Genomic DNA, 21,951 nt, shown 5'->3' with positions numbered 1-21,951 from the left:
CGGATACAAGCCCTTGAGACGCCCGCTGTCAATACTTTGTCAAGACATCATTTCACGAACAGGTCCGAATGTAAGTACAAACTATTGACACGGTCGCCTCGGAGTCATACACCTGGGAGGCGGCAGGCCCCCGCCCAGCCCGAGGAGCGTCGCACATGGCCGAGTCAGTCCCGCGTTTCGATCTGATCACGATGGGCCGCATCGGGGTCGATCTCTATCCCCTCCAGACGGGTGTACCCCTGGCGGAGGTGGAGAGCTTCGGGAAATTCCTCGGCGGTTCGGCCAGCAACGTGGCGGTCGCCGCCGCCCGTCTCGGCCGTGCCGCGGCCGTCGTCACCCGCACGGGTGACGACCCGTTCGGCGCCTACCTGCACCGGGCGTTGCGGGAGTTCGGCGTCGACGACCGCTGGGTCACCCCGGTCGCCGCGTACCCCACCCCCGTCACCTTCTGCGAGATCTTCCCGCCGGACGACTTCCCGCTGTACTTCTACCGCCACCCCAAGGCCCCTGACCTGGAGATCCACCCCGACGAGCTGGACCTCGACGCGATCCGTGCGGCCCGCGTCTTCTGGGTCACCGGCACCGGGCTCAGCGAGGAACCGAGCCGCACCGCCACCCTGACCGCCCTCGCCCACCGCGCCAAGTCCAACGCCACGGTCTTCGACCTGGACTGGCGCCCCATGTTCTGGGCCGACCCCGACCAGGCCCGCCCGCACTACGCCGAGGCGCTGCGGCACGCGACCGTCGCGGTGGGCAACCTCGACGAGTGCGAGGTCGCCACGGGCCGGCGCGAGCCGCAGGCCTGCGCCGAGGCGCTGCTCGCGGCCGGTGTGGAGCTGGCCGTGGTCAAGCAGGGCCCGAAGGGCGTGCTCGCCGTGCACCGCGACGGCCGCCGGGCCGAGGTGGACCCCGTACCGGTCGAGGTGGTCAACGGGCTGGGCGCCGGCGACGCGTTCGGCGGCTCGCTCTGCCACGGTCTGCTCTCCGGCTGGGAGCTGGAACGGACCGTGCGGTACGCCAACGCGGCCGGCGCCCTGGTCGCCTCCCGTCTCGCCTGCTCCTCCGCGATGCCCACCGAGGCGGAGGTCGACGACCTCCTCGCGCGAGCCACTCCCTGAACGGAGCCACGTCTTGTCCCTCAGCATTCCCGACCTCACCGCGGTCAGAGCCCGGCATCCGGAGGCCATCGCGGAGGCAGCCGCCCGCCGGACACGCCGCCCGCTGATCGGCGGTTCCGGCCGCCTGATGATCGTGGCCGCCGACCACCCGGCACGCGGCGCGCTCGGTGTCGGCGACCGCGGACTCGCCATGGCCAACCGGGCCGACCTGCTCGAACGCCTGTGCACCGCGCTGTCCCGGCCGGGCGTCGACGGGGTGCTCGCCACCGCCGACGTGCTGGAGGACCTGCTGCTGCTCGGGGTGCTGGAGAACAAGGTCGTCATGGGGTCGATGAACCGCGGTGGACTCGCGGGCGCGGCCTTCGAGATGGACGACCGCTTCACCGGCCACCGTCCTGAGGACCTCGCCCGGCTGCGCTTCGACGCGGGGAAGCTGCTGCTGCGCATCGACTACGACGACCCGGGCTCCCTGGCCACCATGGAGACCGGTGCCCGTGCGGTCGACGCCATGGCCGAGCGGCGGCTGCCGCTCTTCGTGGAGCCGTTCATCTCCCGCCGCGTCGAGGGCCAGGTCCGCAACGACCTGTCCGCCGAGGCCGTGACCCGGTCCGTCGCCATCGCCTCGGGCCTGGGCGGGACCTCCGCCTACACCTGGCTGAAACTGCCCGTCACCCACGACCCCGACGACATGGGCGAGGTCCTGGAGACCTCCACGCTGCCCGCCGTCCTGCTGGGCGGCGACATAGGAGGTTCGCCCGCCGACCAGGCCGCCGCCTACGAACGCTGGCGCAAAGCGCTCAGGTTGCCCACCGTGCAGGGCATGGTGGTCGGCCGCTCGCTGCTCTACCCGGCCGAGGGCAGTGTGGAGCAAGCGGTGGACACCGCCGTGGGACTGCTGTGACGTACCGGGACCTCGGCGGCCGAGGAGACCCCGAGGGAGCCGAGGAGACCGAGGGAGCCGAGGAGAGGACGCGGAGATGAAATACCACCTGCCGGCCGGCCAGGCCGCGAGCGCTGACTGCGCCGTGGACCTGACGCCCGAGAGGGCCGGCTGGGACCACGCCGCCCTGCGCGTGCTGCACCTGCCGCCCGGCGGCGCCCACACCTTCGACAGCGGCGACAGCGAGTGGATCGTGCTCCCCCTGAGCGGCGGCTGCACGGTCGCCACGGCGGACGACTTCGGCCAGGAGACCTTCGAACTCACCGGCCGCACCGACGTGTTCAGCGGCGTGAGCGACTTCGCCTACGTGCCGCGGGACGCCCGTACGACCGTGACCTCCACGGGCGGTGGCCGGTTCGCGCTCACCGGAGCCCGCTGCACGCGCCGTCTGCCCGCGCGGCACGGCCCGGCCTCGTCGGTGCCGGTCGAACTGCGGGGCACCGGGAACTGCTCGCGGCAGGTCAACAACTTCGGCGCGGCGGGGGTGTTCGAGTGCGACCGGCTGATCGCGGTCGAGGTGCTCACGCCGGGCGGCAACTGGTCCTCCTTCCCGCCGCACAAGCACGACGAGCACCGCCCCGGCGAGGAGTCGGTGCTGGAGGAGATCTACTACTTCGAGTTCGCCGCCCACGACGGCACCCCGGGCCTCGGCTACCAGCGGGTCTCCCCGTCCGGGCGGGGGCGGGGCACGGACGTGCTGGCCGAGGTGCGCGACGGGGACGTCGTCCTCATCCCCGACGGATGGCACGGACCGTCGATGGCCGTGCCCGGTCACGACATGTACTACCTCAACGTCATGGCGGGCCCCGAGGCCGAACGTGCCTGGCTGATCTGCGACCACCCCGACCACGCCTGGATCCGCGACACCTGGCCGGACCGTCCCGTCGACCCCCGGCTCCCCCTCTACACCGCACCGGAGAGGTCCGCATGAGCGCCCCCACCCGCCGACTGACCACCGCCCAGGCCCTGGTGCGCTTCCTGGCCGCCCAGTACACCGAACGCGACGGCGTGCGGCACCGCCTGATCGCGGGCTGCTGGGGCATCTTCGGCCACGGCAACGTGGCGGGTCTGGGCGAGGCCCTCGTCGAGCACGCCACCGTGCCCGACGGGGGGACGGCTCCCGCGATGCCGTACCACCAGGGCCGCAACGAGCAGGCCATGGTGCACGCGGCCGTCGGGTACGCCCGGCACCTCGACCGCCTGTCCGCGCAGGCGGTGACGACGTCGATCGGCCCGGGCGCCACCAACCTGGTCACGGGCGCCGCCCTCGCCACGATCAACCGCATCCCGGTCCTCCTCCTCCCCGGCGACTACTTCGCCTCGCACGCCGCCGACCCCCTGCTCCAGCAGCTGGAGCACCCGACCGAGGCGGACGTGTCCGTCAACGACACCCTGCGCCCCGTCTCCCGGTACTTCGACCGGATCAGCCGCCCCGAGGCCCTGATCGCCTCGGCGCTGCGGGCGATGCGGGTGCTCGCCGACCCGGCGGAGACCGGCGCGGTCACCCTGGCGCTGCCCCAGGACGTGCAGGTGGAGGCGTACGACTGGCCGGAGGAGTTCTTCGTGGACCGGGTCTGGCAGGTGCGGCGACCGGTACCCGACCCGGTGGAGCTGGCCGGGGCGGTGCGGGTGATCCGCGCCGCCGGTCGCCCGCTGATCGTCGCGGGCGGCGGCGTCCACCACAGCCGGGCCGAGGAGGCGCTGCGGGCACTGGTCGACGCCACCGGCATCCCGGTCGCCTCCACCCAGGCCGGAAAGGGCGCGCTGCCCCACGACCACCCGGCCGACCTGGGCGGCATCGGCCACACCGGCACCGCCGTCAGCGACGACCTCGCCCGTACCGCCGACCTCGTGATCGGCGTCGGCACCCGGTACTCCGACTTCACCACGGCTTCGGGCACCCTCTTCCAGCGACCGGACGTGCGTTTCCTGAACCTCAACATCACGGCCTTCGACGCCCACAAGCTCGCCGCCGACACCCTGGTCTGCGACGCGCGGGCGGGGCTCACGGCGCTGGCCGGGGAACTGGCCGCGTACCGGGTCGACGCGGCGTACGAGGCCGAGTACCGGGCGGGCAAGAGCCGTTGGGACGCGACGGTCGAGGCGGCCTTCCGCGCGGACGACGACGGCGCCGTACCGACCCAGACGCAGGTGCTGGGTGCGCTGGACGCGGTGGTCGGCGACACGGACGTGGTGATCAACGCGGCCGGTTCGCTCCCGGGCGACCTGCACAAGCTGTGGCGCGCCCGGTCCCCGCGCCAGTACCACCTGGAGTACGGCTACTCGTGCATGGGCTACGAGATCCCGGCCGCGCTGGGCGTCCAGCAGGCCGCGCCCGGCACCCGCGTGTGGGCCCTGGTCGGCGACGGCACGTACCTGATGAACCCGACGGAGATCGTGACGGCCGTACAGGAGAACCTGCCGGTCAAGCTGGTCCTGGTCCAGAACCACGGCTACGCCTCCATCGGCGGCCTCTCCGAGTCGGTGGGCGCCGAGCGCTTCGGCACCGACTACCGCCACCGCGCCGCCGACGGCACCTTCACCGGCGCCCCGCTCCCCGTCGACCTCGCCGCCAACGCGGCCAGCCTGGGCATGGAGGTGCTGCGCGCCAAGACGGTGCGCGAGCTGCGCGAGGCGCTGGCGGCGGCCCGTGCGGCGACCCGCCCGACCTGCGTCCACGTCGAGACCGATCCGGCGCCGACGGCTCCCCCGGCCGAGGCCTGGTGGGACGTGCCGGTGGCCGAGGTGTCCGCCCGCGGGCCGGCCACCGACGCCCGCGCGCAGTACGAGCGGGCCGTCGCCGACCGCCGCCACCACCTCTGACCGCCCGTCACCCACTCATGGGAGGTACGTCCATGGCGAGAACCGGCGACCACGCGCGAGCCGTGACCGCCTCCGCGCTCGGCGCCCTGGACTTCACCCTGGACCGCGGCAGCCCCGTGCCCCTCTACCACCAGCTCGCCCAGCAGTTGGAGGCGGCGATAGCGCACGGCGCCCTCGCCCCGGGGAACCTCCTGGGCAACGAGGTCGACCTGTCCGTCCGCCTCGGCCTGTCCAGGCCGACCGTCCGTCAGGCCATCCAGTCCCTGGTCGACAAGGGGCTCCTGGTCCGGCGGCGCGGGGTCGGCACCCAGGTGGTGCACAGCCAGGTCAGGCGGCCACTGGAGCTGAGCAGCCTCTACGACGACTTGTCGGCGGCCGGGCAGGGACCCTCCACGCGGGTGCTGCGCAACGAGGGCGTCCCGGCCGGCCCCGACGTGGCGGCGGCCCTCGGCGTCCCGGAGGGCACCGAGGTCACCGTGGTGGAGCGGCTGCGCCTCACCCACGGCCGGCCGGTGGCCCTGCTGTGCAACCACCTGCCGGCCGCGCTGCTGGACCTGGACACCGCCCGGCTGGAGTCGACCGGCCTGTACCGGATGATGCGCGCCCGCGGCATCACCCTGCACAGCGCCCGCCAGACCGTCGGCGCCCGCACCGCCGGCCGGGAGGAGGCGGCACGTCTCGACGAGGAGGAGGGCGCCGCGCTGCTGACCATGCGGCGGACGGCGTACGACGACACCGGACGGCCGGTCGAGTACGGCACCCACCTCTACCGGGCGTCGCGCTATTCGTTCGACTTCCAGCTGCTGGTGCGCGGTTAGCCGTCCTGCCCGTACGCAGCCGAGGGGTGGGTGGTGGCGGGGGTGTCGGCCGGTACGCCTCCGCGGGTTCAGCTTCCCGTGTGCCATCGGTGGTCGGGCAGGAAGGTCACGTCGTACTGCCGCGGCACGGCGGCGAACCGGTGCGGTTCGGGTACGAACGGGCGCTGTGGTAGGCCGAGTTCGTCGGTGGCGGTGCCGAGGGTCTCGAAGAACCGCTCGAAGGTGCCGCCGGGACCGGCCGCGACACCGACGATCTGGCTGTGGTGGCGCTCGATGCGGTAGGCGTGCGGGCAGTTCTTCGGCACGAAGCCGAAGTCGCCGGCGGTGAGCAGCCTCTCCTCCTGCTCGCCCCGCAGGTCCTCCACGAACAGGCGGACCGCACCCTGCGTGACGAAGAAGACCTCGTAGGTGTCGGGGTGCGAGTGGGCCGGGATGATGTCGCCCTTGGGGCCCTCGCAGGTGAAGAAGTTGAAGGTGTTCTCGGTCTGCGGGCCGCCCGCGTAGACGGTGACGAGGTCACCGAAGAGGTGGGCGCGATCGCCCATGCCCTTCTCGATGAAGTACGGCGTGCCCGGTTCGGCGGGAATGAGGGAGGGGGAGCGCCTGGCGAATTCGATGGTCATGGAAGCCTCCGGCTCGGCGCGGCACAGGACGGAAGCGTCAGGCAACCTGACGCAACAACGTCAGGCTACCTGACGATCAAGAGGCCGATCGGCCCCCCACAGGAAAAGGGTCGAGGGCTCCGCGCGGCCGCGCCGTATGCTCATGGCCGAGACGTCCGAGGAGCCATGACGCGAGCCGAGCGAGCCGAGCAACCCGACGCACCCGTGGAAGCGGTGCGGAACCTGCCCCTGCTGCTGGCCGGAGCCAGGCGCTGGTTCGACGACGCCCTGATGGCGAGCATGCGGGCGGCGGGCGAGCAGCCGCTGAGCAGCGCCCAGGGCCAGGTCTTCGCCCTCCTGGACGCACAGGGCACCACGGTCGCCGAACTGGCCCGGCGTCTCGGCGTCACCCGCCAGACCGCCCACCAGGCCGTACACGGTCTGCTCGCGCTGGGGCTGCTCGAACAGGTCCCCGACCCGGCCTCCGCGCGCAACCGTCTGATCCGCATCACCGCGGAGGGGGCCCGCGTCCACCGGCGCGCGCAGGCGACCCTCGCCGTCATCGAGGAGGTCCTGGCCGACCGCATCGGCTCCCGGGAGGCCTCCGCGCTGCGCGCCGCCCTCACCCTGCCCCGCGGCGAGCCGCCGGTCGTGGTGGCCCCGTGACCAGGCGACGCCACAAGAAGCTGTCCCGGCGGCTCGTCGTCGCCGCGCTGGTCGGCGACCTCGCGGGGGTGCGAGCGGCACTGCGGGCCGGGGCTCCGGCCGAGACGACGGACACCGCTGGCTCCACGCCGTTGTACCTGGCCTCCGTGAACGGCACCGCCGACATCGTCCGCGTGCTGCTGGCGGCGGGCGCCTTCCCCGACACGGAGAGCGGGATCGGCTCGGAGGGCACGCCCCTGTGCGGGGCGGCCGCGTGGGGGCACACCGAAGCCGTACGCGCGCTCCTCGAAGGAGGCGCCGACCCCGATCTCCGGGAGGACCACGGCACCGGCCTCGCGCCGCTCGACTGGGCGTCCAGAGGGCCGTACCCCGAGACGGTCGACCTGCTCGTGGCCGCCGGGGCACACCCCAGTCGGTGAGCGGCGGGGCTCCGGCCCCCGAAACAGCTGAGAGGCCGTCCCAGATTCCTCTGGAACGGCCTCTCACCAGCGACTCTCTCGAGTCGGGACGACAGGATTTGAACCTGCGACCCCTTGACCCCCAGTCAAGTGCGCTACCAAGCTGCGCCACGTCCCGGTGTGCTCACGCACGGCGAACCGCGCGATCACGCGGACTGCACTTTACCCCACACTCCGGGGCACGCCTAAGCGGGCTGGACCGGGGGACAATCGGACCCATGAACAGTCCTGCCGACAGCTCCATGGACAGCACGGCCCCGGACCGGCCGGTGGGCGCCCGGGACCGCGACGACGAGGGCCGCGCGCGGAACGCGAGGCCGCGGGACGGGCTGGGACGCCCGCTGCCGTACGGCGCGGACGGCGTCCCCCGCCAGCCCGAGGGGGTGGTACGGCCGCCCGAGGAGACGGTGGCGCAGGCGCAGCGGCTGCTGGACGAGGGGAAGCCGTTCCACGCGCACGAGGTCTTCGAGGACGCCTGGAAGTCGGGGCCCGAGACGGAGCGGGAGCTGTGGCGGGGGCTGGCCCAGCTGGCCGTCGGACTCACGCACGCGGCCCGCGGCAATGCCACCGGCGGGGCCAGGCTGCTGCGCCGCGGGGCCGGGGCGGTGACGGACTGGTCGGGCTCGGCGTCCGGGCAGCGGCGGCCGTACGGGATCGACCTGGGCGAAGTCGCCGACTGGGCCCGGCGGCTGGCGGGGGACGTGGAGGACGGCGCCGCCGTGGACGCGGGGGCGCGGGCGCCCCGGCTGCGGGGCTGAGAGGGCGGCCGGCGCGAGCGGCACAGGACCGGGCCCGGGCGGCCGGAGGGTCGCGGGTGGCGTACGGCAGACTCGTGGCGTGCGGACCATTCATGTGATCGGTATCGGCGCGGGCGACCCCGACCAGCTGACCCTGCAGGCGGTCAGGGCGCTGCGGGCCACGGACGTCTTCTTCGTCCTGGACAAGGGCGAGGTGAAGGCCGACCTGGTGCGGTCGCGCCGGGACATGCTGGAGACGCACCTGACGCGGGGGACGTACCGGATCGTCGAGGCACGCGACCCCGAGCGGGACCGGGAAGCGGGCGGCGCGGCGTACCCCCCGGCCGTCGGGGACTGGCGCGGCGCCCGGGCCGACGTCTACGCGCGGCTGATCGCCGAGGAGCTGGGCGAGGACGAGAGCGGCGCGTTCCTGGTCTGGGGCGACCCCGCGCTGTACGACAGCACGCTGGGCATCCTGGAGGAGATCCTGGAGCGCGGCGAGGTCGCCTTCGAGTACGACGTCGTGCCGGGCATCAGCAGCGTCTCCTCACTCGTCGCCCGGCACCGGACCGGGCTGAACCGGGTGGCGCGGCCGGTGCAGATCACCACCGGGCGGCGGCTCGCGGAGGGCTTCCCGGAGGGCGTGGACGACGTGGTCGTGATGCTCGACGCCCACCAGGCCTTCCGGCGGTACGCGGACCAGGACATCGACATCTACTGGGGCGCTTATCTGGGCACCCCGGACGAGATCCTGGCCTCCGGTCCGATCGCCGAGGCCGGGCCCCGCATCGAGCGGCTGCGGGCCGAGGCCCGGGAGCGCAAGGGCTGGATCATGGACACGTACCTGCTGCGCCGCAACCCGGGTGACGGCTAGCCGGGGGGGCCGGCCCCCGGCGGAGCCGCGCACCCGGGCGGACCGCCCCCGCATGCGTGGCCGCTGCACCGGTGTGATCGTGACCGTGTGACAGTCGCCGAGGGAACGCCACCGACCGCCACCGCCCAGCCGCCCGTGCTGGACCGGCGCCGCCGCAACGTCGTCTTCGTCACGATCATGCTGGGCATGCTGCTCGCGGCCCTGGACCAGACCATCGTCGGCACCGCGCTGCCGACGATCGTGTCGGACCTGGGCGGCGGCGAGCACATGTCGTGGGTGGTGACCTCGTACCTGCTCGCGGAGACCGTGGCGACGGTACTGGTCGGCAAGTTCGGCGACATGTTCGGCCGCAAGGTCGTCTTCCAGGTCGCGGCGGTCGTGTTCATCACGGGCTCGTTCCTGTGCGGGCTGGCCACGAGCATGCCGCTGCTCATCCTCTGGCGCGCGATGCAGGGCGTCGGCGCGGGCGGGCTCATGGTGACGTCGATGGCGCTGATCGCGGACGTCATCCCGCTGCGGGAGCGCGGCAAGTACCAGGGCGCCATCGGCGCGGTGTTCGGCGTGGCCACGGTGGTCGGCCCGCTGCTGGGCGGGCTCTTCACCGACCACCTCTCCTGGCGCTGGGCCTTCTACGTGAACGTGCCCATCGCGATCGTCGTCGTCATCGCCGCCGCCCGCACCATCCCGGTCGTGAAGTCGGCCGCCCGGCCCGTCATCGACTACCTGGGCATCGCGCTGGTGGCGGTCGGCGCGAGCGCGCTGATCCTGGCGACCAGCTGGGGCGGCAACGAGTACGGGTGGGGCTCGGTCGTGATCATCGGCCTGTTCGCGGGGGGTCTGCTCGCGCTCGGACTGTTCTGCTGGGTGGAGACCCGGGCGGCCGAGCCGATGCTGCCGATGCGGCTCTTCGGCAATCCGGTGTTCCGGGTCTGCTCGATCCTCAGCTTCATCGTGGGTTTCGCGATGCTCGGCGCGCTGACGTACCTGCCGACCTACCTCCAGTACGTCGACGGCGACTCGGCCACCGTCTCGGGCGTGCGGACGCTGCCGATGGTGGCCGGGCTGCTGATCGCGTCGGTCTTCAGCGGGAGCGTGGTCAGCAGGACCGGGCGGTACCGGCTGTTCCCGATCGTGGGCACCCTGGTGATGGGCGTCGGCCTGTACCTGATGTCGCTGATGGGACCGTCCACGGGCGCCTGGCTGGAGTCGCTGTTCATGTTCGTGCTGGGCACGGGCATCGGTCTGTCCATGCAGGTGCTGACCATCGCCGTGCAGAACACCGTCGACTACTCCGACCTCGGCACCGCGACCTCCGGCGTCACCTTCTTCCGCACGCTGGGCAGTTCCTTCGGCACCGCCGTCTTCGGCACGATCTACGCCAACGCGCTCGGCCCCAACCTGCGCGACGGCGTGTCGGAGGCGGCGCGGACCGGGACCGCGGATCCGGCCGTGATCAGCGGGGCGGCGAGCAGTCCGGAAGGCGTGCACCGGCTGCCGTCGGAGGCGTCGGCGCCGATCGTCGGCGCGTACGCGGACACCATCCAGACCGTGTTCCTGTGGACGGTCCCGGTCGCGGCCCTCGGTCTCCTCGTCGCCCTGTTCCTCAAACAGGTGCAGTTGCGCGACAGTGCCCGCGCGGGCTCCACCGACATGGGCGAGGGCTTCGCCTCACCGCACGACGCCAGCAGCAGGCGGGCGCTGGAGGCCGCCGTGGGGAAGATCATCGGCCGTACGGAGCTGGACACCGCCCGCCGGATCGTGGCCGGCAGCGACACCCGGCTGGACGTCGCCGGCGCCTGGGCCGTCATGCAGGTCGAGCTGTTCACTCGGCTGGTCGGGCACGCGAGCCTCGGTCTGATCGCGGCCCGTCGCCGGATGCCGCCGGAGGTGCTGCTGCCGGTCTTCGACCGCATGGTCGAGGAGGGTTTCCTGACCCGTCACGGCTCGCTCCTGTCCCACACCGACGCGGGCGCCCGCGAGGCCCTGGTGATCGGCCGGGCCTGGTCGGCCTGGCTGGAGGACCGGGTGGAGCAGGACATCGGCCGCCCCTCGGACGCGGAGCTGCGGGCGGCGCTCGACTCGATCGCCAAGCGCCTGCTGGTCGAGGACCTCGGCAACGGCTTCCCCGAGCGGGTACGGCAGGCGGTCGGGGCCGGGGCCCGCTGACGCGGCGGCGAACCGGCGTACCGGCGCGCCAGGACGGCGTCCTCCGGCGCTCACCCGCCGCGCCGACGGGTCAGCCCAGCAGCAGTTGGAGGCCGCCCAGCACGGTCGCCGCGATCACCAGGCGCTCGAACAGGACCTGGTCGATCCTGCCCACGGCCCAGGTGCCGAGGAAGGCACCGGGCACCACGAACACCAGGAGCGCGGCGTCGAGCAGCAGCGAGCGGCCGTCGATCAGGCCGAGGCCGGCGCTGAAGGGCAGTTTGGCGACATTGACGATCAGGAAGAAGATCGCCGACGTTCCCAGGAAGCCGAGCTTCCTGAAGCCCGTGGAGAGCAGGTACATCGACATCACCGGCCCGCCCGCGTTGGCCACCATGGTGGTGAAGCCGCCCAGGACGCCGTAGGCGCGGGCTTTGGTCCGGCCCGCTCTGGAGGTGACCTCCCCCGGTTGCCCGGCCTGGTCCGCCCGCCGTCGGCGCCACACCGTCACGGCGGCCATCAGCAGCAGGATGGCGCCGATGGACGTCCGTACGATCGCGTCGTTCGCCCACACGAGGAAGACGGTGCCGACGACCACGCCGGCCCCGACCGCCGGGAACAGCCGCCACAGCGTGGGCCAGTGCGCGTGCCGCCGGTAGGTGAGGACCGCCAGGAGGTCGCCCGCGATCAGGACCGGCAGCAGGATGCCGGTCGAGGCGCGGGCGGGCAGGACCATCGCGAAGATCGCGAGGCTGACCGTGTTGGCCCCGCTCACGGCGGTCTTGGAGAAGCCGACGAGCAGCGCCGCGAAGGCGAGCGCGGCGAACTCCCAGCCGGTCAGGTTCCACAGTGTCATCGTGTTCATGGCGAAGATCGATGCTATGCGCACCTGCCTGGTGCCGGGCCCGCCCCTCGTAGAGGACCCGATCGGGGCGTCCGGAACCGGTGGGGCACAGGACGGTGCGACCGATCCGGTGAAATGAGGCGACACACGGAGGCCGGTTACCCAGCGTGGCTATATACGTATTATCTGCCACTCCTTCGCCCCTTCTGAGTGCATTGCGGCAGATCGTCACACCGGAGGCCGCAGTGAGAACGTTCACCAGGATCGAGCAGCGTTTCGAGTCTCTGATCAACGGCACTTTCGCCAAGGTCTTCAAATCCGCGGTCCAGCCCATGGAGTTCATCGGCGCGCTTCGACGCGAATGCGACGTCAACGCCAGGATCTGGAACCGGGACTCCACCATCGCGCCCAACGGCTTCATCGTGGAGCTCAGTCCGGGTGACCACGAACTGTACGGCGCGTGCCTCGTCATGATCGGTGAGGACCTGGTCCAGAGACTGCGCGAGTACGCCGAGCAACAGAACTACACGTTCGTGGGCCCGTTGAAGGTGCAGTTGCAGCGGTCGGAGAGCCTGAGGGCCGGCCAGTTCCGCGTCCGCAGCCGGCTCGAGGTGCCACCGGACGTCCAGTACGCCGTGCGGGCCGGCCGGCTCCACGGTGCGGCGTACGCGATGCCGGTCGGGCCCAGCGCCGACGAGGCCGCGGCCGTGCCCGCGGCGGCGCTCGTCCGGCGGGGGGACAAGCAGGTCCTGACGGCGGCGCAGTTCATATCCATGGGGCTGACGTTCGCCGAGGACGGCACGCTCGTCCGCGCCGACCCGCCGATCGCCCTGACCACGCCACCCGGGCCGTCGCGGCTCGTCCGCCCCGCGGTGGACGACGCGACCCCGGCCGCCCTGTGCCGCGGGGAGCACGAGCCGCTCGCCCTTCCCGCGGGACCGGTCGGGCCTCCCGTGCTCACCTCCCGGGGACACCGGACGCACCGGTTCGGGCGCGGTCCCGGCCGCCCGCTGACCGTCGGCTCGCCCGAACCGCCGGTCAGGGACCTGGCCTCGGCCCGCCCCCCGCTCACTCCCGTTCCGGTCGGCGGTCTGCGCCGCGCCGAGGCCCCAGACATGTGGGCCGGCGGCCGCACCGGACCGCCGGCCGGCCGGCACGACCCTCGGCGCGTCACCGACCCGGTGCCCGTCGGCTTCACCGTCTTCTCGAAAGGACTCATCGTGACCACCGATCGCGACATCTCCGTCGACAACTCTCCGCCCCCCGGGGCGCAGACGGCGCCGACGGACCCGGCCTCGCACCGGCCGGCCCCCGGTCCGTACGCCGCCGACGGTTCCCGGGGAGCCGTGCCGGCCGAGCCCGGCCCCGGCATCCCGGTGGCCCACCAGGCCGTGCCGCACCACGGTGCGACGGAGTACCACCCCTCGGCGCCCGTCATGCCCGGGCCCACCGCGCAGCCCCTGTCCAACTCCGATGCGCGGCGGGCGCACCTGCCGCAGGGCGCGTCCGCGGTGCCGCCGCACCTGCGTCCGCCGGCACCCCACAACCCCGCGCTCTGGCCGCCCGCGGACTCCGGCCGTATCGGTCACAGCGCCTCGGTCGAGCTCTCCTCCGAGCGCCTGCTGCGGGGCCGGCCGGGCGAGCGTCGGGGACTCAGCAGGCTGAAGATCTTCGGCAGGTCCGCGGAGCGGGAGCGGGAGCAGAAGCTGGCCATCCTCCGCACTCCGGTGATGAAATGCCACAAGATCGCCGTCATCAGCCTCAAGGGCGGTGTGGGCAAGACCACCACCACGACCGCCCTCGGCGCCATGCTCGCCACCGAGCGCCAGGACCGGGTGGTCGCCATCGACGCGAACCCGGACGCGGGCACGCTCAGCCGCCGGGTACGCCGGGAGACCGATGCCACGATCCGCGATCTGGTGGCCGAGATCCCTGCCATCGACAACTACATGGCCGTCCGGCGGTTCACCTCCCAGTCCCCGAGCGGCCTGGAGATCCTCGCCAACGAAGCCGACCCCACCCTGTCCACCGCGTTCGACGACGAGGACTACCGCCAGGTGGTCGGCTGCCTCGGGCAGCACTACCCGATCATCCTGACCGACTCGGGAACGGGCCTGCTGCACAGCGCGATGCGCGCCGTCCTGGACCACGCCGACCAGCTGATCGTGGTCGCCACACCGACCGTGGACGGCGCCACCAGCGCCAGCACCACCCTGGACTGGCTCAACGCCCACCACTACGAGGACCTGATGCAGCGGAGCATCACGGTGATCTCCGAGGCCCGCAACAAGAGCAAGAGGGTCAAGGTGAACGACGTCCTGGACCACTTCCGGGCCCGCTGCCGGGGCGTGGTCATGGTTCCGTTCGACGAGCACCTCGCCACGGGCGCGGAGGTCGACCTGGAGCGGATGAAGCCGCGCACCCGTGAGGCCTACTTCGACCTGGCGACGCTGGTGGCCGCCGACTTCCCGCGCAGCCAGCCCGAGGCCGTGGGCTGGGGCGCCACCTACCCCCACTCGGGATACAACGCGGCCAGCATGTTCGCCGCTCCCGCGTGGGGCTGACCCGCCGCGCGCCACGGAGCACCCCGCCCCGCCCCGGCCCCCCGAGGGGTCCGGGGCGGAGGCGTCCCGTCTAGCCCGCCGCGTACCGCACGCGCAGTTCCCGCTTGAGCACCTTCATGCTGGGGCCGAGCGGCAGCTCGTCCGCGAACTCCACGCGGCGCGGGTACTTGTACCTGCCGAGGTACTGCTTGGACCACTCGGTGATCCCGTCGGCGTCCCGGGCGGCGTCCGGCGCGGGGACGACCACGGCGCACACCTCCTCGCCGTGCAGCTCGTCCGGCAGCCCGATGACGGCGACCTGCGCGATGCCGGGGTGGCGCATCAGCACCTCCTCGACCTCCCGCGGGTAGACGTTGTAACCACCCCGGATGATGACGTCCTTCTTGCGGTCGACGATCCTGAGGAACCCCTCGTCGTCCTTGGTGCCGAGGTCCCCGGTGCGGAACCAGCCGTCGACGAGCGCCTCGGCGGTGGCCTCCGGCCGGCCCAGGTAGCCGGAGAACACGTTGTGGCCGCGGACGACGACCTCGCCCAGTTCCCCGGGCGGCAGCAGCTCGACCCGCCCCTCCACCTCGGCGCGGGCGATCTCCACGTCCACGCCCCACAGGGGGTGGCCGATGGTGCCGGGCTTGGCGCCGAACACGGGCTGGTTCACGGCCGCCGCCGGGGAGGTCTCCGACAGCCCGTACCCCTCGTAGATCTTCGCCCCGAACGCCTCCTCGAAGCGCTCCAGCACGGCGACGGGCAGGGAGGCGCCACCGGAGACGCACACCCGCAGGTCGGGCAGGGTGTCGGCACCGCCCGCGGCGGCGGCGAGGGCGACGAACATGGTCGGCACACCGTGGAAGGTGTTGACCTTCTCCTTCACCATCAGCTCGATCGCCCGCGCGGCGTCGAAGCGCGGCAGCAGGACGAGGGTGGCTCCGGCGCGCCAGGTGGAGTTCAGGGAGACCGTCTGCCCGAAGGCGTGGAAGAGCGGCAGCGCGCCGAGCGCGACGTCGTCGGGCCGGATGTCGTTGGCGTCGAAGGCGTTGACGGTCGCGTTCATGACCAGGTTGAAGTGACTGAGCACCGCGCCCTTGGGCACGCCGGTGGTGCCGCTCGTGTAGAAGACGACGGCCGGGTCGTCGGCGTCCCGGGTGACGTACGAGTGCAGCGGCTCGGCGTCCGCCGCCAGCTTGTCGAACTCGTCGCCGAGGGCAACCATACGTACGCCCGCCTCGCGCGCGGCGGCCGCTCCGGTCCCCGCCTGGGCGGGGTGGCACAGCAGCAGCGTGGCGCCGCTGTCGCGCAGGACGTGCTCGACCTCGCCCGCCGACAGCAGCAGGTGGACCGGCACGACGACGCCGCCGGTCGCGGCGATCGCGTAGTACGCCTGCGGGAACTCGGCGGTGTTGGGCGCCATCAGCGCGACCCGGTCGCCCGGCCGCACGCCCAGGCCGGTGAGGGCGCCGGCCTGGGCCCGGGCCCGCCGCCAGACCTCGGCGAAGGTCAGCCGCAGGTCGCCCTCGACCAGCGCCTCCTTCTCGGGGCGGCGCCGGGCGTTCTCGGCGAGGACGGCGGCGACGGAGAGGGTTGCCATGAAGTATTGCTCCGTTCCTTGCTGCGGCTGTGCGAGGTGGGTGGCGTACGGGCCCGGCTCGGGCCTGTCCGGCCATTCCCGCCCGCCTCGGGGCGACGACGCGAATGGCCGGACAGGCCCTAGTGCCGTTCGACGAGCACCGCGCTGCCCTGCCCCACGCCGACGCACATCGTGGCGAGCCCGCGGGCTCCTCCCGTGCGGCGCATGCGGTGGAGCAGCGTGGTCAGGATGCGGGCGCCCGAGCAGCCGAGCGGGTGGCCCAGCGCGATGGCGCCCCCGCTGGGGTTGACCAGGCCGGGGTCGATGCCCAGCTGGTCGACGCAGGCGAGGGCCTGGGCGGCGAACGCCTCGTTGAACTCGGCCTCCGCGAGGTCGTCGACGCTCCAGCCGGCGCGGGCGAGGACCTTGCGGGTGGCGGGGACCGGACCGATGCCCATGACGTCCGGGTGCACGCCGGCCGAGCCGCCCGCGACATAGCGGCCGAGGGACTCCAGGCCCAGCTCGTTCAGTGCCTCCTCGCTCACCAGGAGGAGGCCGGCGGCCCCGTCGTTCATCGGGGAGGCGTTGCCCGCGGTGACGGTGCCGCCGGGGCGGAAGACCGGCTTGAGCCGGGCGAGCTTCTCACCGGAGGTGTCCTCGCGGACGCACTCGTCGGCGTCGACGGTCACGCCGTCGGGGCGCTCGACCGGGAGCAGCTCGTCCTCGAAGTGGCCGCTCTTCCGGGCCTCGGCGGCCAGGCGGTGGCTGCGCAGGGCGAACTCGTCCTGGCGCTCGCGCGGGATCCCGTACCGCTCGGCGACCTCCTCGGCGGTCTCGCCCATGGCCAACAGCCCGTGCAGCTCCTTCATCGCGGGGTTGACCAGGCGCCAGCCGAGCCGGGTGTCGGCGGTCTCGATGCGGTGCGGCAGCGCCTCGTCGGGGCGGGGCAGCACGAAGGGGGCGCGGCTCATCGACTCGGAGCCGCCCGCGAGCACGATGTCGGCCTCGCCCGCGGCGATGGTGCGGGCGGCGGTGGTGACGGCCTCCAGTCCGGAGGCGCACAGCCGGTTCACCGTGGCACCGGGCACGCTCTCGGGCAGGCCGGCCAGGAGGGCCGCCATACGGGCGACGTTGCGGTTGTCCTCGCCGGCCTGGTTGGCGGCGCCCCAGTAGACGTCGTCGATCCGGGCGGGGTCGAGCGCGGGCACGTCGGCGATCAGGCCCCGGATCACGGTGGCCGCGAGATCGTCGGGCCGCACGCCGGACAGGGCACCGCGGAGCTTGCCTATCGGGGTGCGGCGGGCGGCCGCGAAGTGGACGGGACGCACAAGAGCTCCTGACCGTCGTCGCTCGGTCGCCGGGCGGTACACCACCGTCCGGCGGGCCTCCACCCGGCTGGACCCGGGAGGCGGGAGCCGCGGAGGCCGTTAATTAGCACTGCTAGTTTTGGACTATAGACCGTCGGCGCCCTCCCTGGGAAGATCCTCGGGTGACCTTCACCGACCCGGCCGGAGGAGACATGACCGAGGTCCGCGAGCACGTCCTGACCGGAACGCGGGGGCGGCTCGCCACGCGCGAGTGGGCCGCCGGGACGCCCCGGTACGTGGCGCTGCTGGTGCACGGGTACGGCGAGCACGTCGGCCGTTACGACGAGGTGGCGGGCGTCCTGGCGGCGCACGGCGCGGCCGTGTACGGCGTCGACCACATCGGGCACGGGCGGTCGGACGGCGAACGGGTGCTGATCGAGGACTTCGAGGACGTGGTCACCGACGTGCGCACCGTGGCGGAGCGGGCCAAGGCCGCTCACCCGGGGCTGCCGGCGGTCATGATCGGCCACTCCATGGGCGGCCTGATCGCCTCCCGCTACGCCCAGCGCCACGGCGGCGGGCTGACCGCGCTGGTGCTGTCGGGGCCGGTCATCGGCGACTGGGAGCTGCCGCGCCGGCTGCTCGCCCACGACGAGATCCCCGACATCCCCATCAGCCCGGCCGCGCTCTCCCGCGACCCCGCCGTAGGAGCGGCGTACGCGGCCGACCCGCTGGTGTGGCACGGCCCGATGAAGCGGCCGACCCTGGAGGCGTTCGTGCGGACCCTCGCGACCGTGGCCGAGGGCGGCGACGTCGGGCGGCTCCCGCTGCTGTGGGTGCACGGCGACGACGACCGGCTGGTGCCGCTGCCCGGCAGCCGTGTCGGCGTCGAAGCGCTCAGCGGCGGTGACCTGACCGGGCGGACCTATCCGGGCGCCCGGCACGAGGTGTTCCACGAGACGAACCGGGCCGAGGTCTTCGCGGACCTCACGGGCTTCCTGGACGGCGTGCTCGCCCGCTGAGGACGCACCGGCGTTTGCACCGGCCGCCCCACGGGCACCCGCGCCCCCGTGGAGCGGCCGGGCCGTGCCTTCTCTCCGGGACGGACGCCCCGCTCCGCTCCCTACGGAAGACCACGGAGTACGCACGACGGAATGAGGGGCCCTGATGGCCGACGCCCTCGAACTCGACGCGCTGTGGGAGGACTTCCACCGCGTGGTGAACATGACCTCCGCGGAACTCGCGGACTGGCTCCGGGTGCGCGACTCCGGCGAGCCGGCCGAGCCGCTGCCGGACGACGCCGGCCCGCCGCTCGGCCGGCACGTCCTGGCGATCCTGCGGAAACGGCGCACCGACCTGACGGACGACGACGTCCGCGCCATGGCCGAAGTCGTGGAGACCGTGACGACGCGGGCCGACCTGGAGAACGAGCCCCGTGCCGAGGACGCCGGACTCCGGCACCGGCTGATGACGGTCGGTCACGACCCGCTCAAGCCCTGACCGTGAGCCGCGACCCGGGGCGCGTCCTGCGTGAGCTCCTCGACGCGCACGGGCGGACGTACGCCGAGGAGGCGGGCATTCGGCTGCGCGACACCCCTCAGCCGCTGTACCGGCTGCTGGTCCTCGCCCATCTGCTCAGCGCCCGCATCCGCGGCTCGATCGCCGTGGCGACCGCCCGTGCCCTGCACGAGGCGGGCCTGCGCGACCCGCGCCGCATGGCCCACGCCGACTGGCAGGAGCGGGTGGACGCCCTCGGCCGCGGCGGCTACCGGCGCTACGACGAGCGGACCGCCACCCAGCTCGGCGAGGCCGCCGAGCTGCTGACCGAGCGGTGGGGCGGAGATCTGCGCCGGCTGCGCGAGCAGGCGGGCGGCGAGGTGCCCGAAGTGCGGCGGCTGCTCCAGGAGTTCCCCGGGATCGGCCCGACCGGGGCGGACATCTTCCTCCGCGAGGTCCAGCGAGTCTGGCCCGCGACCGCTCCGTACCTGGACCGCAAGGCCCTTCAGGGCGCGGAACGGCTCGGTCTGCCGGGCGACCCCGACCGCCTGCTCGACCTCGCGGGGCCGGCCGATCCCGCCGTCCTCGCGGCGGCGCTCGTCCGCGCGTCGGTGGACCGCGCCGTCCTGCGGGACGCCCTCGACCGCGCCGGGTGAGCCGTCGGGGGCGACACGGGCGCACGCCGGTGCGGGGTCGGCCCCCGCGCACCGTCGCCGCCGCGGTGGGTCCCGCTCCGGGACGGTCACCCGGACAGCCCCGTGCGCTGGTGCGCGCGGGGACGCGGTGATGCGCTGAGGACACCGTTTCCCGTCCCAGGAGGCATCCCGCGATGAGCCGTCGTCCGTCCCGCCCCGTCCGTCTCCTGGCCTCCGCCCTGGCGGTGGGCACGCTGCTGACCGCGGCGGCGTGCTCGGACGGGGGAGGCGGCTCGGAAGCCGCCCCGGACACCGCCGCCGCCCGGGCCGCCGAGCGGGACGCGGCGGAGCAGGCGCCCACCGGCTCTCCCACCGGCTCCGCCAGCGCCTCCCCCGCCTCCCTCACCGAGTCCGGTGCGAAGGCCGCCCTGCTCACCGAGGCCGACCTGGAGGGCGGCTGGAACCAGGTGCAGGACGCGGACAGGTGGCGCGACCGGCTCCTCGTCGGAGAGGTCGACGTGTCCGACTTCCTCACCGCGAGGACCGACGCCACGGACTGCCAGGAACTGCTCGACGGGCTCTACCGCGACAGCCTGCTGGGCGAGCCGTCGGGACCGTCGGCGCTCACCGGCTTCGAGCAGGGCGGCTCCCGCCTGCTGGAGCAGGTCGCCGGCTACGACCGCGCCGGGCTGGACGCCCGTCTGAAGTGGATGGGCACCCTGCCGGACACGTGTGACCAGTTCACCGCGACCGGCTCCGCGGGCGGGACGCGCACGGTCCAGGTGACCGAGGCGTCGGTGCCCGGGACCGGCGACGCCCGGCAGGGCCTGCGCGTGACGGTGCAGGGGGACGCCGCCGGCAACCCGGCCACGCTCACCCTGGACATCGCCGCCGTGCGCGTCGGCACCTCGGCCCTCACCGTCACCGGCGGCGGCCTGGACGGTGGCCAGGAGTCCTCCGTGGAGCAGGCGGTGCGCCAGGGCACCGAGCGGCTGAAGACCGTCCTGGACGGCGGGACCCCGTCGCCGCAGCCCACCCCCATGGACTGACCGCCCCGCACAGCCGGCTCCGCCACCGGGCTCCGCGGCGCACCGCCCGGCCCACCGCGATGTGCGCTTCTCGGGTGAAACCCGGACAGGACGATCGCCGAACGGCACAATGGTGCGCGTCGGACGGCGCACGCGCGAAGGAGCCGAGACGTGAGCGAGAGCGACCCCGTCCCCGGCGGACGTCCGGGTGAGGTCGAGCGGGCCACCGCACTCGGCGGGGAGCTGTCCGGGCAGGACGTGCACGGTGTCGTGCCGGCCTACGTGGACACCGCGGGGATCGCCCGGGTGAAGACCGTCCCCACCGCGAAGTTCGCCTCGGCCGCGGACCTGGGGCGTCGGCATGTCCCCGGTGTTCGACACGTTCCTGGCGCACGACGCGACCGTCGCCACGGACGTCCTCGGCTCCCCCGACGGCGATCTGCGCCTCCATCCCGACCTCGACCGGCTGACCGGGCGTCGTGGGTGTGAAGTCGGTGGCGGCCTACCGCACCGGTTTCGACCTGGACCCGGCCCGCCCCTCGCCCGAGCGGGTCACCGAGGCCGCCCGGCGGTGGTTCGCCCGGGGGCTGGCCGGACCGCTCCAGGAACGGCTGGACGCCGACGAGATGTCCCTGCCGGACGCGCTGCGCCTCGCGCGCTGGGCGGGGCGCGACGACGCCCGCCGGGTCCACCGGCTGCCCGGCGGCCCGGCCGACGACGGCTGAGCGGCGTGGGACCCGTCACAGTCCCGGAGCGCCGCCCGGGAAGCAGGAACGGCTGAAAGTATGATCAAGCGATGTCTGACATGACCGAAACCACGCCGGGCTGGCTGACGACCGACGAGCTCGAGATGGCCCGCGCACGCATGCCGATCCTGTACGTCGAGGCCGTGCCCGTACGCGTCGACGACAGCGGGGAAGTCACGAGCGTCGGCCTGCTCCTGCGCATCGGGCCGGACGGGACGGTCAGCCGGACGCTGGTCTCCGGCCGGGTGCTGCACCACGAGCGGGTCCGGGACGCCCTGCTGCGCCACCTGGAGAAGGACCTCGGCCCGGTGGCGCTGCCCCGGGTGCCGTCCTCGCTCCAGCCCTTCACGGTGGCCGAGTACTTCCCCACGCACGGTGTCACGCCGTACCACGACCCCCGGCAGCACGCGGTCTCGCTCGCCTACGTCGTGCCGGTGACCGGCGACTGCCGTCCCCGTCAGGACGCGCTGGACCTGGTGTGGTTCAGCCCCCAGGAGGCGCTGTCCCCGGCGGTGCAGAGCGAGATGCCCGGCGGGCACGGGGTGCTGCTCAAGCAGGCGCTGGCGCACGTGGGCTGCGTGCTCTGAG

21 protein-coding genes, 1 tRNA gene and 1 pseudogene are annotated in these 21,951 nt (G+C 73.5%); 18 read left to right on the top strand and 5 right to left on the bottom strand.

The annotated features are described in order from the left end of the window. Positions 1 to 155 precede the first annotated feature (155 nt). The 5 genes from iolC to ACZ6EG_RS18960 all read left to right on the top strand — a co-directional run bounded on the left by iolC (position 156) and on the right by ACZ6EG_RS18960 (position 5,699). A complete protein-coding gene (gene iolC, locus ACZ6EG_RS18980; RefSeq protein ID WP_391972782.1) occupies positions 156 to 1,118 on the top strand; it encodes a 5-dehydro-2-deoxygluconokinase in 963 nt (320 codons plus the stop codon). Between the two features lie 13 nt (positions 1,119 to 1,131). Then, complete coding sequence (locus ACZ6EG_RS18975; RefSeq protein WP_469605871.1) at positions 1,132 to 2,019, top strand: Cgl0159 family (beta/alpha)8-fold protein; 888 nt, start codon at positions 1,132 to 1,134, stop codon at positions 2,017 to 2,019. 76 nt (positions 2,020 to 2,095) lie between these two features. Next, positions 2,096 to 2,989: a 5-deoxy-glucuronate isomerase gene (iolB, locus tag ACZ6EG_RS18970; protein WP_469605868.1), complete on the top strand. Its 894-nt coding sequence runs from the start codon at positions 2,096 to 2,098 to the stop codon at positions 2,987 to 2,989. Continuing rightward, positions 2,986 to 4,881, top strand: a complete 1,896-nt coding sequence (gene iolD, locus ACZ6EG_RS18965) for a 3D-(3,5/4)-trihydroxycyclohexane-1,2-dione acylhydrolase (decyclizing) (RefSeq protein ID WP_469605865.1) — start codon at positions 2,986 to 2,988, stop codon at positions 4,879 to 4,881. The genes iolB and iolD overlap by 4 nt, the downstream gene beginning before the upstream one ends. A 32-nt stretch (positions 4,882 to 4,913) precedes the next feature. Then, on the top strand, positions 4,914 to 5,699 hold the full coding sequence (locus tag ACZ6EG_RS18960) for a GntR family transcriptional regulator (protein ID WP_469605862.1): 786 nt from the start codon (positions 4,914 to 4,916) through the stop codon (positions 5,697 to 5,699). Positions 5,700 to 5,767: 68 nt separating this feature from the next. Here ACZ6EG_RS18960 and ACZ6EG_RS18955 read toward each other — a convergent pair whose 3' ends face one another. Next, positions 5,768 to 6,322: a quercetin 2,3-dioxygenase gene (locus ACZ6EG_RS18955; protein WP_391972787.1), complete on the bottom strand. Its 555-nt coding sequence runs from the start codon at positions 6,320 to 6,322 to the stop codon at positions 5,768 to 5,770. A gap of 165 nt (positions 6,323 to 6,487) precedes the next feature. Between ACZ6EG_RS18955 and ACZ6EG_RS18950 the strand changes: the two genes are divergently transcribed. Beyond that, positions 6,488 to 6,967, top strand: coding sequence for a MarR family winged helix-turn-helix transcriptional regulator (locus ACZ6EG_RS18950; RefSeq protein ID WP_391972788.1), 480 nt, complete (start codon positions 6,488 to 6,490; stop codon positions 6,965 to 6,967). Beyond that, a complete protein-coding gene (locus ACZ6EG_RS18945) occupies positions 6,964 to 7,386 on the top strand; it encodes an ankyrin repeat domain-containing protein (RefSeq protein WP_391972789.1) in 423 nt (140 codons plus the stop codon). The genes ACZ6EG_RS18950 and ACZ6EG_RS18945 overlap by 4 nt, the downstream gene beginning before the upstream one ends. Positions 7,387 to 7,469: 83 nt before the next feature. On the opposite strand, the gene ACZ6EG_RS18940 is transcribed toward ACZ6EG_RS18945, so the two are convergent. After that, positions 7,470 to 7,543 (bottom strand) — tRNA-Pro (locus tag ACZ6EG_RS18940). Positions 7,544 to 7,643: 100 nt separating this feature from the next. Between ACZ6EG_RS18940 and ACZ6EG_RS18935 the strand changes: the two genes are divergently transcribed. The 3 genes from ACZ6EG_RS18935 (at position 7,644) to ACZ6EG_RS18925 (ending at position 11,202) form a co-directional block, all read left to right on the top strand. Then, entirely contained in the window at positions 7,644 to 8,183 is a 540-nt protein-coding gene (locus tag ACZ6EG_RS18935; RefSeq protein ID WP_391972790.1) for a DUF309 domain-containing protein, read from the top strand. Positions 8,184 to 8,262: 79 nt separating this feature from the next. After that, the gene (cobF, locus tag ACZ6EG_RS18930) at positions 8,263 to 9,036 is read left to right on the top strand and encodes a precorrin-6A synthase (deacetylating) (RefSeq protein WP_391972791.1); all 774 of its coding nucleotides are present in this window, start codon (positions 8,263 to 8,265) and stop codon (positions 9,034 to 9,036) included. A gap of 87 nt (positions 9,037 to 9,123) precedes the next feature. Continuing rightward, a complete protein-coding gene (locus tag ACZ6EG_RS18925) occupies positions 9,124 to 11,202 on the top strand; it encodes an MDR family MFS transporter (RefSeq protein ID WP_469605855.1) in 2,079 nt (692 codons plus the stop codon). Between the two features lie 70 nt (positions 11,203 to 11,272). On the opposite strand, the gene ACZ6EG_RS18920 is transcribed toward ACZ6EG_RS18925, so the two are convergent. Further along, a complete protein-coding gene (locus ACZ6EG_RS18920) occupies positions 11,273 to 12,046 on the bottom strand; it encodes a sulfite exporter TauE/SafE family protein (protein WP_469605852.1) in 774 nt (257 codons plus the stop codon). Between the two features lie 224 nt (positions 12,047 to 12,270). Here ACZ6EG_RS18920 and ACZ6EG_RS18915 point away from each other — a divergent pair, with 224 nt between their 5' ends. After that, positions 12,271 to 14,589: an FhaA domain-containing protein gene (locus tag ACZ6EG_RS18915; RefSeq protein ID WP_469605849.1), complete on the top strand. Its 2,319-nt coding sequence runs from the start codon at positions 12,271 to 12,273 to the stop codon at positions 14,587 to 14,589. Positions 14,590 to 14,659: 70 nt separating this feature from the next. On the opposite strand, the gene ACZ6EG_RS18910 is transcribed toward ACZ6EG_RS18915, so the two are convergent. Beyond that, positions 14,660 to 16,171, bottom strand: a complete 1,512-nt coding sequence (locus tag ACZ6EG_RS18910; RefSeq protein WP_391972794.1) for a long-chain-fatty-acid--CoA ligase — start codon at positions 16,169 to 16,171, stop codon at positions 14,660 to 14,662. Between the two features lie 119 nt (positions 16,172 to 16,290). Beyond that, positions 16,291 to 17,478, bottom strand: coding sequence for a thiolase family protein (locus ACZ6EG_RS18905; protein ID WP_469605845.1), 1,188 nt, complete (start codon positions 17,476 to 17,478; stop codon positions 16,291 to 16,293). Between the two features lie 191 nt (positions 17,479 to 17,669). Here ACZ6EG_RS18905 and ACZ6EG_RS18900 point away from each other — a divergent pair, with 191 nt between their 5' ends. From ACZ6EG_RS18900 to ACZ6EG_RS18870, 7 genes and pseudogenes are all read left to right on the top strand, one after another. After that, positions 17,670 to 18,479 (top strand): alpha/beta hydrolase, encoded by an 810-nt coding sequence (locus tag ACZ6EG_RS18900; protein ID WP_469605842.1) that lies wholly within the window; start codon positions 17,670 to 17,672, stop codon positions 18,477 to 18,479. A gap of 145 nt (positions 18,480 to 18,624) precedes the next feature. Beyond that, positions 18,625 to 18,957, top strand: a complete 333-nt coding sequence (locus ACZ6EG_RS18895) for a DUF3140 domain-containing protein (RefSeq protein ID WP_469605839.1) — start codon at positions 18,625 to 18,627, stop codon at positions 18,955 to 18,957. A gap of 2 nt (positions 18,958 to 18,959) precedes the next feature. Next, entirely contained in the window at positions 18,960 to 19,610 is a 651-nt protein-coding gene (locus ACZ6EG_RS18890; RefSeq protein ID WP_391972797.1) for an HhH-GDP family DNA glycosylase, read from the top strand. A 173-nt stretch (positions 19,611 to 19,783) separates the two neighbouring features. Further along, entirely contained in the window at positions 19,784 to 20,638 is an 855-nt protein-coding gene (locus ACZ6EG_RS18885) for a hypothetical protein (protein ID WP_469605836.1), read from the top strand. Between the two features lie 150 nt (positions 20,639 to 20,788). After that, positions 20,789 to 21,089 (top strand): annotated as a pseudogene (locus tag ACZ6EG_RS18880) (glutamine synthetase); the annotation flags it as partial. Positions 21,090 to 21,096: 7 nt separating this feature from the next. Then, positions 21,097 to 21,342 carry a hypothetical protein gene (locus tag ACZ6EG_RS18875; RefSeq protein ID WP_469606218.1) on the top strand — a complete coding sequence of 82 codons (246 nt, stop codon included), beginning with the start codon at positions 21,097 to 21,099 and terminating at the stop codon, positions 21,340 to 21,342. Between the two features lie 80 nt (positions 21,343 to 21,422). After that, on the top strand, positions 21,423 to 21,950 hold the full coding sequence (locus ACZ6EG_RS18870; protein WP_053140042.1) for an NUDIX hydrolase family protein: 528 nt from the start codon (positions 21,423 to 21,425) through the stop codon (positions 21,948 to 21,950). Position 21,951: the final 1 nt, after the last annotated feature.

It is taken from the genome of Streptomyces sp. NPDC041968, assembly GCF_055589025.1.
The sequence above is the reverse complement of the archived record's forward strand: the minus strand, read 5'-3'. Positions and strand labels throughout refer to the sequence as shown.